The organism is Citrobacter sp. S46_ASV_140 (assembly GCF_018919545.1).
GTDB lineage: Bacteria > Pseudomonadota > Gammaproteobacteria > Enterobacterales > Enterobacteriaceae > Citrobacter > Citrobacter braakii.
In genome coordinates this window covers 1-16,012 of the sequence record NZ_JAHLRC010000080.1, presented here as the reverse complement: position 1 = coordinate 16,012, position 16,012 = coordinate 1, and the positions used below count along the sequence as shown (strand labels likewise).

Below are 16,012 nucleotides of genomic sequence, written 5' to 3'. Positions count from 1 at the left end.
AATCAGGATCGTCCGCCAGCAGGGTTTTCAGCGGCTGAACGATGTTTTGTTCAGACCAGGCCTCATGCTGCCAGCGGATAAACGTCCCGCCGCCACGACGGCTAATCAGTATGCCTTCACTGACCAGCTTTGCTAACGCCTCGCGCAGCGAGTTACGCGATACGCCGAGCTGTACGGCCAGTTGGCGCTCAGCGGGCAACTTCATGCCCGCCTCCAGCTGTTGTTCTTCAATCAGCGCCCGCACACGAGATGCGACTTCGTCTGACAGGCGTCTGGGCATCACTATCATGGAATCATCCAGGTTAAGACATAGGCCTGCAGCGTGGTAATCACACCCACCATGCAGGTGAAAATCAGGCTGTGTTTCACGGTAAAGCGGAACAGGTCAGACTCTTTCCCCACTAATCCCACTGCCGCACAGGCGATAGCGATAGATTGCGGCGAGATCATCTTGCCGGTCACGCCGCCAGTGGTATTTGCCGCAACCATCAGCACATCCGAAACGCCGATTTGCTGAGCAGCCGTAGCCTGCAGGGCGGCAAACAGTGCGTTTGATGAGGTGTCGGACCCGGTCAGAAATACCCCCAGCCAGCCGAGGAACGGTGAGAAGAAGGTAAACGCGCTGCCGGTGTGTGCCAGGGCCAACGCCAGGGTTGATGAAAGCCCGGAGTAGTTTGAGATAAACGCGAATGCCAGCACCATTCCGATGGAGTAAATAGGTAACGCCAGATCTTTCAGCGTGCTGCCAAAAGTCTGCAGCGCTGCGGACGGCTTCATCTTCAACCAGACGATAGACAGCAGGGCGGCAAACAAAATCGCGGTACCGGTTGCGGAGAACCAGTCAAATTTATACACCGCCGCGTAGGCTGTGGCTTCATGTACGACCGGCGGCATACGGGCAACCAGCTTATCGAGGTACGGAACTGGAATATTGACCACCCAGTGGTACATCGCGCCGCCTGGCGCAAACAGCGCTTTAAACGGCGGTACGCTCCACAGAGTGACGGTGGCGGTCAGGAACAGGAACGGAGACCAGGCGCGGACCACCTGTCCAGCGGTATAGTGGGTGCGAGCCAGCGTCTGATCGACCTGTGAAGCGCCCATATCGCCAAAGCGGAAGATGCGTACCGGCTGCCAGCGTTTCAGGAACAGCGTCAGGCAGACCAGCGAAACCAGAGACGAGATAATGTCTGGCAGTTCTGGCCCGATAAAGTTAGAGCTGAGGTACTGCGCGATAGCAAACGAGCCGCCAGCGACCATCACCGCAGGCCAGGTCTCTTTTACGCCGCGCCAGCCATCCATAATCGCCATAATCCAGAACAACACGATAATGGTCAGGAACGGTAACTGACGGCCCACCATCTGACCAATCTCGAAGCTATCCAGCCCGGTAACCTGACCGGCAACCAGAATCGGAATACCCATTGCGCCAAAAGCGACCGGAGCGGTGTTTACGATCAGACACAAACCTGCCGCGTACAGAGGATTAAAGCCCAGACCAACCAGCAGTGCGGCGGTAATCGCTACCGGAGCGCCAAATCCTGCCGCCCCTTCGAGGAATGCGCCAAAGGAGAAACCGACAATCAGCATTTGCAGACGTTGGTCCGGGGTAATCGAGAGTATTGAGGAGCGGATGATGTCGAACTGCCCGGTTTTCACCGAGATTTTATAGACGAATACCGCGGCGATAATGATCCAGGCAATTGGCCACAAACCATAGAAGAAGCCGTACACCACGGAAGCCAGAGCGTGATCGACCGGCATTTTGTAAAACAGCAGGGCGACCGTCAGAGCGATCACCACCGTCCATGACGCCGCAACATAGCCTTTCAGCTTGAGCTTAATCAGGGCGAAGAAAAAGAACAGGATAGGGAGCGATGCGATCAGACTGGAAAGCCAGATGTTACCGGCCGGGTCGTAGTTCTGTTGCCAGAGATTCATTGCAGGTCTCCTGGGGGCCGCCGACATAATGGAATGAGTCTGTGCTCATCTCCTGGTCACATTATGTGTAAAAGTGGCCCTGCCAATATTGTTGTGTAGGGGTAATGACAATGAATGGTTAATCAAATGTTATTTATTGGCAACGGCATTGTACGCACATTTTAATGAAATGTGAGGTGCTGGTAGGATCTGGCTGAAATTGGTAGGGCCAATTGCGAGGGGAAGGGAAGGACCGGGCAAGCGAATGTTGCCCGGTGGGAGATCAGAACTCGCTCTTCGCGAAGCCCGTCATCTCTTTCAGGCCCATTTCACGGCCAAGCTCGGTCATCGGGTGAACGACGATCAGGCCGCGCACGCTCTTCTTCAGCTTGCCCATGTCGGCCTGTTCTTTTTTGGTGATAGCACGACGGAACGGAAGTTTCGCCAGCTTTTGCGCTTCTTTGCTCAGCTTCTGACCGTGGACGTCACGCAGACGCGCGATCTCGGTTTCCAGCGTTTCTTTCTCTTGCTCCAGCTCGGCATATTTGTCGGCGGCTTCAACCAGGGACAGGTCTGCCTGCTGGTGGCGGATAGCGTCCAGACGATCGCTCAGGCGTTTAATTTCGTTTTTTTCGACTTCTTTCATAGGATAGCTTCTGATAAAAATAGGATGAATATCCTATAGTATGCGCGCAGAGCGGGATTATTCACAACTAATCGAAGATAAATAATCAAATGTTGCAAGTATTATTCAGCTAATGAAAATACTACCATTTTGATTAATAAGGAATTTTAAGTGATAAGGTCGGCCGTAGTGCTTTTTATTGACGGGTTCATAGTGAAGCACGTTTTCCTCAATATAATCGCCCAACCGATCCTAAACTTAAATGAGCAACCGCGCAGGCTGAGCGCGGTTAATACATGGAGGAGGGAAGATTATGGCGAAAATAGGTGAGAACGTTTCGGCCCTTATTGATAAGACGGTCGATTTTATGGCTTCAAGCCAGGCTTTTCGCGAATATCTGAATAAAACACCACCGCGCAACGTTGTCCCTACTGAAATACCGCAGGAGAATGCGCAGCTGTATCTGCAACGTCTGGCGTATTATCGGCAGCTGTATCGACCGCAGCAGGAAGAGAAGTAAGCCTGCAGGGTCTTATTTTTGAAAGGCTTTTTTTAAGCTGATTTTAGAAATCAGCTCGGTCAGGGAAAGTACCATCGTGGAGCGTACCATCTGCTGGTAGCGCTGAATCTGCATTGCGTGCAAACCTGAGTCTGAGGTATCAAACTGCGGTGGCGGCGGGAGTGCCGTCACGCAGTGGAGTTCGCCAAACGGGCCAAGAATTTCGTCGTCGGTGAACGCGTATTCATTACCGTCATGGTTTAACTCTTCCCGCAGCGCCATCAGAAGCTCCGCATCTTCATACTCCGGCCGGCTGAGTACGCCCAGACCGTAAATTAGCTTCAGACGAACGGAAAGATCGCCCAGCGGACCGTCGCCGTCGAGCAGGGGTTCTACGGCATATTTTACCGCATAGTCGTCTTTGCGAAATACCTGAAGCACAAGGATATTCACCGCTTCGGTGAGCAGTTCTACGGCGGTGATGAGGAAGCTGCGTACGGTTTTGCCAGCATTCAGACGCTCAAGCACACGATTTTCAAAGGCCTGCGTTTGTTCCATTATTGCCTGCATATCTGACAATCTGTCATTTGGGCGCAGGCTGACCTGCGCCACATTCTCTATCATTTGGTCGCGTTATATGCGTTAACCGCCTCCGCCACCACATCACTGTTGGCATCCAGACCGGAAACCTGTGCCAGCGCGGCCTGTGGACCTTTTTCGTCAATCAGCGCGGCCAGTTCCTGGGCCTGCGGATCTTCTTCACTGCGATAGTGCATCGCTGCAGCAATACCGGTGACCAGATTCGCGTGCGGCAGGCCATACTCCAGCGTGCCCAGCAGCGGTTTAATCAGACGGTCGCCCGCGCTCAGTTTACGCAGCGGCTGACGACCCACGCGCTCAACGTCATCTTTCAGATACGGGTTTTCAAAGCGACCGAGGATTTTCTGAATGTATGCCGCATGTTTTGCTGCATCAAAGCCATAGCGTTTGATCAGTACCGCGCCGCTCTCTTCCATCGCACCTTTTACCACTGCACGGATTTTCTCGTCGAGAATCGCGTCCCGGATGGTCTGATGACCGGTCAATTTTCCGAGGTACGCGGTTATAGCATGCCCGGTGTTCAGCGTGAAGAGTTTACGTTCGACAAATGCCATCAGGTTATCAGTTAATTCCATTCCCGGGATGTCAGGCAGTTCGCCTTTGAACTGTGTTTTGTCGACAATCCACTCACTGAAGGTTTCGACGGTGACTTCCAGCGGATCGTTGGTCGCAGAAGCCGAAGGGGGAACAATGCGGTCCACGGCGGAATCGACGAAGCCAACATGTTCTTCAACCCAAGATTTGTCTTCATCTGCCAGCGCGTTCATAACGTGGCCTTTCAACTGGGTGGTTCCGCGCACCATGTTTTCACAGGCGATAATATTCAGCGGAGTGGCGATGCCCTGCGCCTTGCGTTTAACCAGCCCTTTGGCGATGGCCGGAGCGATACGCTCAAGCACGACCGGGCCGACGGCGGTAGTGACTAAATCTACCTGGGCAATCAGATCGACAACATCATCGCCGATGCTGCTCACGGCGTTGACGCCGGAAACGGTATCAACCTGCTCGTTTTCACCCACCACATGAACCTGATAGCTATGACGGGCATTCAGGGCATCGAGCACGACCTGGTTTACATCCGCGAACGTCAGTTGTATCCCCGCGTCCGCCAGCAGTTTGCCGATAAAGCCACGACCGATATTACCTGCGCCAAAATGTAATGCTTTCATAGTATTAACCTTCATTAATGTTTTTACCCAAGAGGGCTGGGGTGAGGCGTTTCCCTCAACCTAACCCTCTCCACAAGGGAGAGGATATCGCCTTCATATTTCGAACTGCAGATGCGTTGGCTCTCCTCGCTCACCCCAGTCACGTACTTATGTACGCTCCTGGGATTCGCTGCGTTGCCGCCTTTCTGCAGCTCGAACTATTTTGGAGATACTTAATGGTTAAGCTTTTTTACCTGCCAGCAGTTCCAGAACTTCATCCACGCTGGTGGTATGGGCCAGACGTTCGATCACGGATTCGTCATCCAGAGCGTTGGTCAGGCTGGTGATCACCTGGATATGTTCATTGTTACGTGCGGCGATACCAATGACCAGGCGGGCAATGTCGTCTTCTTCTTCACCGAAGCGCACGCCTTCCGGGTACTGGCAGAACACCACGCCGGTTTTCAGCACGCGGTCTTTGGCTTCAACCGTACCGTGCGGCACTGCGATGGACTCACCGAGGTAAGTCGGGGTCAGTTTTTCGCGGTCCAGCATCGCCTCGACGTATTCTGGCTCAACGTAGCCGCCTTTCACCAGTTGCTCACCGGCAAAGCGAATCGCTTCTTCTTTGTTAGTGGCTTTACGGCCGAGGAAGATATTCTCCGCACCCAGTTTGAACAGGTGGGTATCACCCTCTTCGAAGCTGTCTTTCAGGTGATCGCGGACTTTCTCTTCGTTCACGTTGTGGCGCTGTGCAGCAACCAGACGTTCGGTCAGGCTGGAGTACAGGGCGCTGTCGAGGAAGTTGGTCAGCGAAATGTGCTGCGCCTGAGGCACCTGGCGCATCGCACGTTCGGTCAGGTCACGGTGGGTAATGACCAGATCGACATCCGGCGGCAGATTGTTAATCGCGCTGTTGGTGACGGAAATCTGAGACAGACCGGCATCCTGCACTTTCTTGCGCAGTACGCCCGCACCCATGGCGCTGGAGCCCATACCTGCATCGCAGGCAACGATGATTTTACGCACATGGCTCAGGTCGTTAGTCACGTCGCCAGCCGCCAGCGGAGATGCACCTTTGGATTCCGCTTTCATGTCGTGCATACGACGAGTTGCGGCATCAATGTCATCATCTTCTTTCACTTTGCTGGTTTTCAGCAGAATGGCTGAGACGACAAAGGAGACAGCCATTGCGGCACAGATAGCAGCGATGTTCGCGAAGTAAGCACCCTTCGGCGTCATTGCCAGTACGGCCAGGATAGAACCCGGAGAAGCCGGAGAAACCAGGCCGCCGTTCAGGATAGTCAGGGTAAATACGCCAGTCATACCGCCGAGGATAACGGCCAGGATCAGACGCGGGTTCATCAGCACGTACGGGAAGTAAATTTCGTGGATACCACCCAGGAAGTGGATGATAGCCGCGCCGCCTGCAGACTGCTTAGCGCTGCCGCGACCGAAGAACATGTATGCCAGCAGAACGCCCATACCCGGACCCGGGTTAGCTTCAATCAGGAAGAAGATGGATTTGCCCATCTCATGGGACTGCTGAATACCCAGCGGTGAGAAAATACCGTGGTTGATGGCGTTGTTGAGGAACAGGATTTTCGCCGGTTCAACGAAGATAGACGCCAGCGGCAGCATGTCATGGACAACCATGAAGTTAACGCCTGCCGCCAGGATTTTGGACAGTGCTTCAACCAATGGGCCAATGCCAAGGAATGCCAGAATGGCGAGGATCATCCCGATGATGCCTGCGGAGAAGTTATTCACCAGCATCTCAAAACCGGACTTGATCTTACCGTCTACCCAGTTGTCGAAATGTTTGATAGCCCAGCCGCCCAGCGGACCTGCGATCATCGCGCCGAGGAACATTGGCATATCGGCACCGACGATAACGCCCATGGTGGTGATAGCGCCCACCACGCCGCCACGCTCGCCGCCAACCAGCTTACCACCGGTATAACCGATCAGCAGCGGCAGCAGATAGGTGATCATTGGGCCGACAAGCTTCGCCAGCGTTTCGTTCGGCAACCACCCCGTCGGAATGAATAATGCGGTGATAATACCCCACGCGATAAACGCGCCGATATTTGGCATCACCATGTTACTGAGGAATCGACCAAAGCTTTGCACTTTGATCTTAATATCGGATGACATAAAAACACCCCTTCTTATGTTTGCTATCGCGCAGGCTTAAAGCCCGAGGTTTGTTAATGTAGCGGCAGGAGGTAGCCGGACCCTGTAGATACTGCGAAATCTGGCACTGAATCGTTCAACTGTCCAGTCGACGACTTTTTATGTGACGTTTGTCACGTAAATATAGGGTGTATGGCGTTAGTTAATGTGATTTTCATCACAAAATATCGGTACAAAAAAACATCACAGGTCAAGAATTGGCTAAAAACGGGCGTTAAGTGTGAAGTTGTTCACGTTTTTGTTTTGGCTGTTTGTTGGGTATTTGTGATCTACTTCGCAATAAATATTTGTCTGGATTTCTCCTGGTGTGATCTGGAGCGGATTCTGTTTCATCACCTATTTCTTGCAACTACCCCGCAAGCCATCAACCTGAAAATTTATACCCTGGTGGTATGGCGGAAATGACTAACTGCAATTATGTTCAAATTACCAGCCATGACTCCTTTCGGCTGCCTGCAATTGAAAGCTCTGATTAGCGTGAATACGAGGCGGGTATGTTTCTAAACTATTTCGCGTTAGGTGTGCTGATCTTCGTTTTTCTGGTTCTGTTTTACGGAATCATCGCCATCCATGATATTCCCTATAACATGGCTAAGAAGCGCAACCATCCCCATGCCGATGCCATCCATACGGCGGGTTGGGTGAGCTTATTTACGCTGCATGTTATTTGGCCCTTCCTGTGGATCTGGGCCACGCTCTATCAGCCAGAACGAGGCTGGGGAATGCAGTCCCACATCACGCCGTCCGGGAAGGAACCTGACCCTGAAATTGCCGCGCTGGCCGCGCGCATCACCCAGTTGGAAAATAGACTGGATGGGGACAAAAAAAACGATAACTCCACCTTTCCGGAGATTTGATCATGGACTTGTTGATTGTCCTGACCTATGTGGCATTCGCCTGGGCCATTTTTAAAATATTCCGTATTCCGGTAAATCAATGGACGCTTGCTACCGCCGCATTAGGTGGGGTGTTTATTGTGGCGGGACTCATTTTATTAATGAACTATAACCACCCGTATACCTTTACGGCGCAAAAGGCGGTTATTTCAATTCCTGTTACCCCACAGGTCACCGGAATTGTTAGTGAGGTGACAGATAAAAATAATCAGCTGATTAAAAAAGGCGAGGTGTTATTTAAACTCGATCCCGTTCGTTATCAGGCGCGGGTCGACAGGCTGCAGGCCGACCTGGTGACCGCTACGCACAACATCGACAATATGAAAGCGCAGCTGTCTGAAGCCGTAGCCAATACCACCCGCGTTTCCGCTGAACGAGATCGCCTGTATAAAGATTATCAACGCTATTTGAAGGGTAGTCAGGCGAAGGTTAATCCATTCTCTGAAAGCGACATCGACAATGCCCGGCAAAACTACCTGGCGCAGGATGCGCTGGTCAAAGGCTCCGTTGCCGAACAGACGCAGATTCAGAGCCAGTTAGACAGTATGGTCAATGGAGAGCAATCTCAGGTTGCGTCTCTGCGCGCCCAGCTCGCTGAAGCCAAATACAATCTTGAACAGACTATCGTACGTGCGCCCAGCAACGGTTATGTAACGCAGGTGCTTATCCGGCCCGGGACCTATGCCGCCGCGCTGCCTCTGCGCCCGGTGATGGTATTTATTCCGGAACAAAAACGGCAAATCGTGGCGCAATTCCGCCAGAATTCGTTGCTGCGCCTTAAACCGGGTGATGAAGCGGAAGTGGTCTTCAACGCGCTGCCAGGCCAGGTATTCTCCGGCAAGCTCACCAGCATTCTGCCGGTTGTTCCGGGCGGTTCTTATCAGGCGCAGGGAGCATTACAGTCCTTAACGGTGGTGCCGGGTACCGATGGCGTGCTGGCCACGATTGAGCTGGCTCCCAATGCCGATGTGGATGCGTTGCCGGACGGTATCTATGCCCAGGTGGCGGTCTATTCCGACCATTTCGCTCACGTTTCAGTGATGCGTAAAGTGCTGCTGCGCATGACCAGCTGGATGCATTACCTTTATTTGGATCATTGAGACCGTCATCACCTGCCATTTGCACTGACCTGAGCCATACTGATATTTTTGTTGGCAAAAAGGACCCGGCATGAAACTCATTGGCAGCTATACCAGCCCTTTTGTGCGTAAAATTTCTATTCTGTTACTGGAAAAGGGCATCACCTTCGAATTTGTGAATGAACTCCCCTATAACGCAGATAACGGCGTGGCACGCTATAACCCGTTAGGAAAAGTGCCCGCGTTGGTTACCGATGAGGGCGAGTACTGGTTTGACTCTCCGATCATCGCGGAATACATAGAACTGCTGGATATTGCGCCAGCGATGCTGCCGCGTGAACCACTGGCGGCGCTGAAGGTACGCCAGTTGGAAGCGCTGGCCGATGGCATTATGGATGCCGGTTTAGTCTCGGTACGCGAACAGGCTCGCCCCGCCGCGCAGCAGTCAGAAACCGAACTGTTACGCCAGCGAGAAAAGATTACCCGTAGTCTGGATATGCTGGAAGGTTATCTGGCGGAGGGTACGCTGAAAACGGATACGGTTAACCTGGCAACCATTGCGATTGCCTGTGCCGTCGGTTATCTCAATTTCCGTCGGGTTGCGCCCGGCTGGTGTGTTGATCGCCCGCGTCTGGTCAAACTGGTGGAAACGCTCTTTCAACGCGAAAGTTTTGCCCGTACGGAACCGCCAAAGGCTTGATACACATTATACTCGCCTAAGCAAAGTCACGGTACAATCCTTCCTATATCGATATCCCTCTCCACGGTGGAGAGGGCCACCAACAGCCAGGCCCTTTCATGACAACCGACATGCGTTCACTCTACAGCCAGCTTCCTGCGATCGATCGTTTATTGCGCGATAGCGCCTTCCCAGCTTTACGTGAGTCTCACGGTCATACCCGGGTGGTTGACCTGCTGCGTCACATGCTCGACGAAGCCAGAGAAGCTATTCGCGACACGCACGCGCTCCCGGCATGGTGTGAGGACTGGGCGCAAGAGGCCTGCGCCCGGCTGGAACGAGAATCGCAAAGTGCGCTGCGTCCGGTAATTAACCTGACCGGAACGGTGCTGCATACCAATCTTGGGCGCGCATCGCAGGCCGAAGAAGCGATCGAGGCGGTGGTGCAGGCGATGCGCACGCCGGTGACGCTGGAATACAGCCTGGATGATGCCGGGCGTGGACATCGGGATCGGGCCCTGGCGGATTTACTCTGCCGTCTGACGGGGGCGGAAGACGCCTGTATCGTCAATAACAATGCGGCAGCAGTTTTGCTGATGCTGGCGGCCACGGCTAACGGCAAAGAGGTGGTCGTTTCACGTGGAGAACTGGTAGAAATTGGCGGCGCATTTCGTATTCCGGACGTGATGTGTCAGGCCGGATGTATTCTGCGCGAAGTGGGTACCACCAACCGGACCCACACGAAAGATTATCGTCAGGCGGTAAATGAAAACACCGGTCTGCTGATGAAAGTGCATACCAGTAATTACAGCATCGAAGGCTTTACGAAGTCGGTGGATGAGGCAGAGCTGGCCACTATTGGCAAGGAGCTGGATGTTCCGGTAGTGGCGGATCTCGGCAGCGGCTCGCTGGTTGATCTCAGCCAGTATGGATTACCGCAGGAGCCGATGCCGCAACAGCTGATTGCCGCTGGCGTTAGCCTGGTGAGCTTCTCTGGCGATAAATTACTGGGAGGGCCGCAGGCAGGGATTATTGTCGGTAAAAAAGAGATGATCGCGCGCTTACAGAGCCATCCGCTGAAACGTGCATTACGGGCTGATAAAATGACGCTGGCTGCGCTGGAAGCGACGCTGCGGCTCTACCTGCACCCGGAAGCGCTGGCAGCGAAGTTGCCGACGTTACGCCAGCTCACCCGCTCGCAGGAGGCTGTCCACGCGCAGGCACAACAATTACAGGCACGGCTTGCTGATCATTACGGCGACGAATTCGCCCTGAACGTTATGCCTTGTTTATCGCAGATAGGCAGCGGTTCGCTACCTGTTGATAGGCTGCCCAGCGCGGCATTAACCTTTACGCCACATGACGGGCGCGGTAGCCGCCTCGAAGCACTGGCCGCCCGTTGGCGTGCGCTGCCTGTGCCGATCATTGGGCGAATTTATGATGGTCGCTTATGGCTGGATCTGCGCTGCCTTGAGGACGAGACCCGGTTTATGGAGATGATGCTGAAATGATTATTGCAACCGCCGGACACGTTGACCACGGAAAAACAACGTTATTACAGGCGATTACCGGCGTGAATGCCGACCGTTTGCCGGAAGAAAAAAAGCGCGGCATGACCATCGATCTCGGTTATGCCTACTGGCCGCAGCCGGACGGAAGGATTCTGGGATTTATCGATGTTCCCGGACACGAAAAGTTTTTGTCCAACATGCTGGCGGGTGTCGGCGGGATCGACCATGCGCTGCTGGTGGTGGCGTGTGATGACGGCGTGATGGCGCAAACGCGTGAGCATTTGCAAATTCTGCAACTGACGGGCAACCCGCAGATCACCGTGGCGCTCACGAAAGCCGATCGCGTGGATGACGATCGCATCAACGCGGTACGTACTGAGGTGCATACTGCGCTTGAAAACTATGGATTCGCCGATGCGGTTCTGTTCGTGACGGCGGCCAGTGAAGGTCGTGGAATCGAAGAACTGCGCGATCATTTACAGCAATTAACGTCGCGCGAGCATGCCCGCGATTGCAGCTTTCGCCTGGCGATTGACCGTGCCTTTACGGTCAAAGGCGCGGGTCTGGTGGTGACCGGGACGGCGCTTAGCGGTGAGGTGACTGTTGGTGACACGCTGTGGCTCACGGGCGTCAACAAACCGATGCGCGTACGTAGCTTGCATGCGCAAAATCAGGCCACCGATCGCGCGCAGGCGGGGCAACGTATTGCGCTGAATATTGCCGGTGATGCACAAAAAGAAGAGCTTAACCGCGGCGACTGGCTGCTGTCCGATGCACCGCCAGAGGCGTTTACCCGCGTGATTGTCTCTTTGGAGCATGCCGCGCCGCTGATGCAGTGGCAACCGCTGCATATTCACCACGCGGCCAGCCACGTCACCGGGAGAATCTCGCTGCTTGAAGGGACGCTGGCGGAACTGGTGTTTGATACACCGCTCTGGCTCGCCGATAACGACCGTCTGGTGCTACGCGATATTTCGGCCCGCACGACGCTGGCTGGCGCGCGCGTGGTAACGCTCAATCCGCCGCGTCGCGGGAAGCGTAAGCCGGAATATTTGCAGTGGCTGGCAGCGCTGGAGAAGGTACAGAGTGACGGCGAAGCTCTGGCGCTGCATCTGACGCGCGGGGCGGTGAATATTCCTGACTTCGCCTGGGCGCGCCAGCTCAACGGCAACGGTATGCGTCCGTTGATTGAGCTGCATGGCTTTATTCAGGCGGGATACAGTCTGTTGAATGCTGCCGTTGCAGCGCGCTGGCAGCGGAAAGTCCTTGATACGCTGGCAACGTACCACGAGCAGCACCGTGATGAACCAGGACCTGGGCGAGAACGCCTGCGCCGTATGGCTTTGCCGATGGAAGATGAAGCGCTGGTCCTGCTGCTGATTGAAAAGATGCGTGAGAGCGGCGCCATCCATAGCCATCATGGCTGGCTGCATTTGCCGGATCATAAGGCCGGTTTCAGCGAAGAGCAGCAGGCTATCTGGCAAAAAGCAGAACCGCTTTTTGGCGATGAGCCGTGGTGGGTGCGCGATTTGGCAAAACAGACGGGCACAGATGAGCAGATGATGCGTGTGGCGTTACGACAAGCAGCGCAGCAAGGCATCATCACCGCGATCGTCAAAGATCGCTATTACCGTAACGATCGGATTGTGGCCTTTGCCAATATGATCCGCGAACTGGATCAGGAGAAAGGATCGACTTGTGCTGCCGATTTCCGCGACAGGCTTAACGTTGGACGCAAATTGGCTATCCAGATTCTGGAATATTTTGACCGCATTGGTTTTACGCGTCGACGGGGAAATGATCATTTATTACGCGATGCTTTGTTGTTTCCCGAAAAGTAATGAAACAATTAATTCAGGAATTAAATGAATTAATACAAAATAAATATTGATTGAAATAAGCACATTAGATTATGAACCTAATGTGCTTTTTAATTGTGGGTGTTATTAAAATAACAACCACGATCATATTTTGTTGGATATTTCACTCGTATGCTTCCTGACTCTTTAGAGTAATTAAGGATCGTACAATGGCTGCTTCAACATTTTTTATTCCTTCCGTGAATGTAATTGGCGCTGATTCATTAAAAGACGCAATGAATACAATGGCGGAATATGGTTTTCGTCGTACGCTGATTGTCACGGATGCCATGCTGACAAAATTAGGTATGGCTGGCGAGATTCAAAAAGCATTACAGGAACGTGATATTTTCAGCGTAATTTTCGACGGTACGCATCCTAATCCCACGACCAGTAACGTCGCTGCTGGCCTGCATATACTGAAAGAAAATGAATGTGATAGCGTTATTTCCCTCGGCGGCGGTTCTCCGCACGATTGTGCGAAGGGCATTGCGCTGGTGGCGGCTAACGGCGGCGATATTCGCGATTACGAAGGTGTGGACCGTTCTGCAAAACCACAGCTGCCGATGATCGCCATTAACACCACCGCGGGCACGGCATCTGAAATGACCCGTTTCTGCATCATTACCGATGAAGTACGCCACATTAAAATGGCGATTGTGGATAAGCACGTTACGCCGCTGCTGTCCGTTAATGACTCCTCGCTGATGGTCGGCATGCCGAAGTCCCTGACAGCGGCAACCGGTATGGATGCGCTGACCCACGCCATTGAAGCCTACGTGTCTATTGCTGCAACGCCGATTACCGATGCGTGCGCGTTGAAAGCGGTCACCATGATTGCGGAAAACCTTCCGGTCGCCGTTGCAGATGGCAGCAATGCTCAGGCGCGCGAAGCCATGGCTTACGCGCAGTTCCTCGCGGGCATGGCTTTTAACAACGCTTCTCTTGGTTATGTGCACGCAATGGCGCACCAGTTGGGTGGCTTCTACGATCTGCCGCACGGTGTATGTAACGCAGTGCTGCTGCCGCATGTGCAGGTCTTCAATAGCAAAGTGGCTGCCGCTCGCCTGCGTGATTGCGCTGCGGCAATGGGCGTGGACGTTGCTGGCTTGAGCACAGAGCAAGGGGCGGAAGCCTGCATCGCGGCGATCCGCGAACTGGCGCAGAAAGTGAATATCCCGGCCGGTCTGCGTGAGTTGAACGTAAAGGAAGAGGATATTGCCGTACTGGCGACCAATGCCCTGAAAGATGCCTGCGGTTTCACTAACCCGATTCAGGCGACTCATGAAGAAATCATGGCGATTTATCGCGCTGCCATGTAATTCGTGATACCTGTCGTAAAGCAGTAAATGGCTGGCGAATAATTCGCCAGCCCCGTCTACCCTTGTAGTACCCCTACAGCAAGGAGACGGTCATGACCAATAACCCCCCTTCAACGCGTATTTATCCCGGCGAGTATGGTTACCCTCTGAAGTTAAAAGCCCGATACGATAACTTTATCGGCGGTGACTGGGTTGCCCCGGTGGACGGCGAGTATTACCAAAACCTGACGCCGGTAACCGGGCAATTATTGTGCGAAGTGGCCTCTTCCGGCAAAAAGGATATCGATCTGGCACTGGATGCCGCGCACAAAGTAAAAGACAAGTGGGCACAGACATCCGTGCAGGACAGGGCGGCGATACTGTTCAAAATCGCCGATCGTATGGAGCAAAACCTGGAACTGCTGGCGACGGCAGAAACCTGGGATAACGGTAAGCCCATCCGCGAAACCAGCGCGGCAGATGTTCCGCTGGCGATTGACCATTTCCGCTATTTCGCTTCCTGTATTCGTGCGCAGGAAGGGGGAATAAGCGAGGTTGATAGCGAGACCGTGGCTTATCACTTCCATGAACCTCTTGGCGTGGTAGGGCAAATTATCCCGTGGAACTTCCCGCTGCTGATGGCCAGCTGGAAGATGGCGCCCGCGCTGGCGGCGGGTAACTGCGTCGTGCTTAAACCCGCGCGCCTCACGCCGCTGTCCGTGCTGTTGCTGATGGAAGTCATCGGCGATCTGCTCCCGCCTGGCGTGGTAAACGTGGTAAACGGTGCGGGTGGAGAAATCGGTGAGTATCTGGCGACGTCTAAACGCATTGCGAAAGTGGCGTTTACCGGCTCAACGGAAGTTGGGCAGCAGATCATGCAATACGCCACGCAGAACATTATTCCCGTCACGCTGGAGCTGGGTGGGAAATCGCCCAATATCTTCTTCGCTGATGTGATGGATGAAGAAGATGCGTTTTTTGACAAAGCGCTGGAAGGTTTCGCGCTGTTTGCCTTCAATCAGGGTGAAGTGTGTACCTGTCCGAGCCGTGCGTTAGTACAGGAATCTATTTACGAACGTTTTATGGAAAGAGCTATTCGCCGGGTGGAGAGTATTCGCAGCGGCAACCCGTTAGACAGCGTGACGCAAATGGGTGCGCAGGTCTCGCATGGTCAACTGGAAACCATTTTGAATTACATCGATATTGGTAAGAAAGAAGGGGCTGATGTTCTCACCGGCGGGCGGCGCAAGCAACTGGATGGTGACTTAAAAGAAGGTTATTACCTCGAACCAACCATTCTGTTTGGCAAGAACAACATGCGGGTTTTCCAGGAAGAGATCTTCGGGCCTGTGCTGGCCGTCACGACCTTTAAAACCATGGAAGAGGCGCTGGAAATCGCCAATGACACCCAATATGGGCTTGGCGCTGGTGTCTGGAGCCGTAACGGAAATCTGGCGTACAAGATGGGCCGTGGGATTCAGGCGGGGCGTGTTTGGACCAACTGTTACCATGTTTACCCGGCCCATGCGGCATTCGGTGGCTATAAGCAGTCGGGCATCGGGCGCGAGACGCATAAGATGATGCTCGAGCATTATCAGCAAACCAAATGTCTGCTGGTGAGCTACTCGGATAAACCGCTGGGACTATTTTAATTTCTCATCACTTATTGCCCGGTTTTGCGCCGGGCATATCTTTATTC

At 53.6% G+C, this 16,012-nt stretch carries 14 protein-coding genes; 8 read left to right on the top strand and 6 right to left on the bottom strand.

Annotated features, from left to right (window positions below):
• The 3 genes from KQJ19_RS17335 to KQJ19_RS17325 all read right to left on the bottom strand — a co-directional run.
• The coding region (locus KQJ19_RS17335; protein WP_216403907.1) for a GntR family transcriptional regulator at positions 1–289 on the bottom strand (289 nt) is incomplete at its 3' end.
• A complete protein-coding gene (gene lldP, locus KQJ19_RS17330) occupies positions 286–1,941 on the bottom strand; it encodes an L-lactate permease (protein WP_016154960.1) in 1,656 nt (551 codons plus the stop codon). The genes KQJ19_RS17335 and lldP, both read right to left, overlap by 4 nt.
• A 262-nt stretch (positions 1,942–2,203) precedes the next feature.
• On the bottom strand, positions 2,204–2,566 hold the full coding sequence (locus KQJ19_RS17325; RefSeq protein ID WP_016154959.1) for a YibL family ribosome-associated protein: 363 nt from the start codon (positions 2,564–2,566) through the stop codon (positions 2,204–2,206).
• 292 nt (positions 2,567–2,858) lie between these two features.
• On the opposite strand from KQJ19_RS17325, the gene KQJ19_RS17320 reads away from it, so the two are divergent.
• Complete coding sequence (locus tag KQJ19_RS17320; protein ID WP_016154958.1) at positions 2,859–3,065, top strand: hypothetical protein; 207 nt, start codon at positions 2,859–2,861, stop codon at positions 3,063–3,065.
• 12 nt (positions 3,066–3,077) lie between these two features.
• Here the strand turns inward: KQJ19_RS17320 and mtlR are convergent, their stop codons facing one another.
• The 3 genes from mtlR to mtlA all read right to left on the bottom strand — a co-directional run bounded on the left by mtlR (position 3,078) and on the right by mtlA (position 6,949).
• Complete coding sequence (gene mtlR, locus KQJ19_RS17315) at positions 3,078–3,668, bottom strand: mannitol operon repressor MtlR (protein ID WP_005120486.1); 591 nt, start codon at positions 3,666–3,668, stop codon at positions 3,078–3,080.
• On the bottom strand, positions 3,665–4,813 hold the full coding sequence (mtlD, locus tag KQJ19_RS17310; RefSeq protein ID WP_065554396.1) for a mannitol-1-phosphate 5-dehydrogenase: 1,149 nt from the start codon (positions 4,811–4,813) through the stop codon (positions 3,665–3,667). Before mtlD ends, mtlR begins: the two co-directional genes overlap by 4 nt.
• A 219-nt stretch (positions 4,814–5,032) precedes the next feature.
• Positions 5,033–6,949: a PTS mannitol transporter subunit IICBA gene (gene mtlA / locus KQJ19_RS17305; RefSeq protein ID WP_047501314.1), complete on the bottom strand. Its 1,917-nt coding sequence runs from the start codon at positions 6,947–6,949 to the stop codon at positions 5,033–5,035.
• 533 nt (positions 6,950–7,482) lie between these two features.
• Here mtlA and KQJ19_RS17300 point away from each other — a divergent pair.
• The 7 genes from KQJ19_RS17300 to aldB all read left to right on the top strand — a co-directional run bounded on the left by KQJ19_RS17300 (position 7,483) and on the right by aldB (position 15,965).
• Complete coding sequence (locus KQJ19_RS17300; protein WP_103767001.1) at positions 7,483–7,845, top strand: DUF3302 domain-containing protein; 363 nt, start codon at positions 7,483–7,485, stop codon at positions 7,843–7,845.
• 2 nt (positions 7,846–7,847) lie between these two features.
• Positions 7,848–8,984, top strand: coding sequence for an HlyD family secretion protein (locus KQJ19_RS17295; RefSeq protein ID WP_016157740.1), 1,137 nt, complete (start codon positions 7,848–7,850; stop codon positions 8,982–8,984).
• Positions 8,985–9,054: 70 nt separating this feature from the next.
• A complete protein-coding gene (locus tag KQJ19_RS17290) occupies positions 9,055–9,663 on the top strand; it encodes a glutathione S-transferase (RefSeq protein WP_047501319.1) in 609 nt (202 codons plus the stop codon).
• Between the two features lie 98 nt (positions 9,664–9,761).
• Positions 9,762–11,153: an L-seryl-tRNA(Sec) selenium transferase gene (gene selA, locus KQJ19_RS17285; RefSeq protein WP_016154951.1), complete on the top strand. Its 1,392-nt coding sequence runs from the start codon at positions 9,762–9,764 to the stop codon at positions 11,151–11,153.
• Complete coding sequence (gene selB, locus KQJ19_RS17280; RefSeq protein ID WP_016157738.1) at positions 11,150–12,994, top strand: selenocysteine-specific translation elongation factor; 1,845 nt, start codon at positions 11,150–11,152, stop codon at positions 12,992–12,994. Before selA ends, selB begins: the two co-directional genes overlap by 4 nt.
• Positions 12,995–13,182: 188 nt before the next feature.
• Positions 13,183–14,334, top strand: a complete 1,152-nt coding sequence (yiaY, locus tag KQJ19_RS17275) for an L-threonine dehydrogenase (RefSeq protein ID WP_049042802.1) — start codon at positions 13,183–13,185, stop codon at positions 14,332–14,334.
• 92 nt (positions 14,335–14,426) lie between these two features.
• Positions 14,427–15,965, top strand: coding sequence for an aldehyde dehydrogenase AldB (gene aldB / locus KQJ19_RS17270; protein ID WP_216403906.1), 1,539 nt, complete (start codon positions 14,427–14,429; stop codon positions 15,963–15,965).
• Positions 15,966–16,012 lie beyond the last annotated feature (47 nt).

Coding starts and splice junctions, on each gene's coding strand:
- mtlR (WP_005120486.1), bottom strand. CDS start 3,668: ATGATAGAGAATGTGGCGCAGGTCAGCCTGCGCCCAAATGACAGATTG.
- KQJ19_RS17295 (WP_016157740.1), top strand. CDS start 7,848: ATGGACTTGTTGATTGTCCTGACCTATGTGGCATTCGCCTGGGCCATT.
- KQJ19_RS17300 (WP_103767001.1), top strand. CDS start 7,483: ATGTTTCTAAACTATTTCGCGTTAGGTGTGCTGATCTTCGTTTTTCTG.
- mtlA (WP_047501314.1), bottom strand. CDS start 6,949: ATGTCATCCGATATTAAGATCAAAGTGCAAAGCTTTGGTCGATTCCTC.
- mtlD (WP_065554396.1), bottom strand. CDS start 4,813: ATGAAAGCATTACATTTTGGCGCAGGTAATATCGGTCGTGGCTTTATC.
- KQJ19_RS17290 (WP_047501319.1), top strand. CDS start 9,055: ATGAAACTCATTGGCAGCTATACCAGCCCTTTTGTGCGTAAAATTTCT.
- selB (WP_016157738.1), top strand. CDS start 11,150: ATGATTATTGCAACCGCCGGACACGTTGACCACGGAAAAACAACGTTA.
- KQJ19_RS17320 (WP_016154958.1), top strand. CDS start 2,859: ATGGCGAAAATAGGTGAGAACGTTTCGGCCCTTATTGATAAGACGGTC.
- yiaY (WP_049042802.1), top strand. CDS start 13,183: ATGGCTGCTTCAACATTTTTTATTCCTTCCGTGAATGTAATTGGCGCT.
- lldP (WP_016154960.1), bottom strand. CDS start 1,941: ATGAATCTCTGGCAACAGAACTACGACCCGGCCGGTAACATCTGGCTT.
- selA (WP_016154951.1), top strand. CDS start 9,762: ATGACAACCGACATGCGTTCACTCTACAGCCAGCTTCCTGCGATCGAT.
- KQJ19_RS17325 (WP_016154959.1), bottom strand. CDS start 2,566: ATGAAAGAAGTCGAAAAAAACGAAATTAAACGCCTGAGCGATCGTCTG.
- aldB (WP_216403906.1), top strand. CDS start 14,427: ATGACCAATAACCCCCCTTCAACGCGTATTTATCCCGGCGAGTATGGT.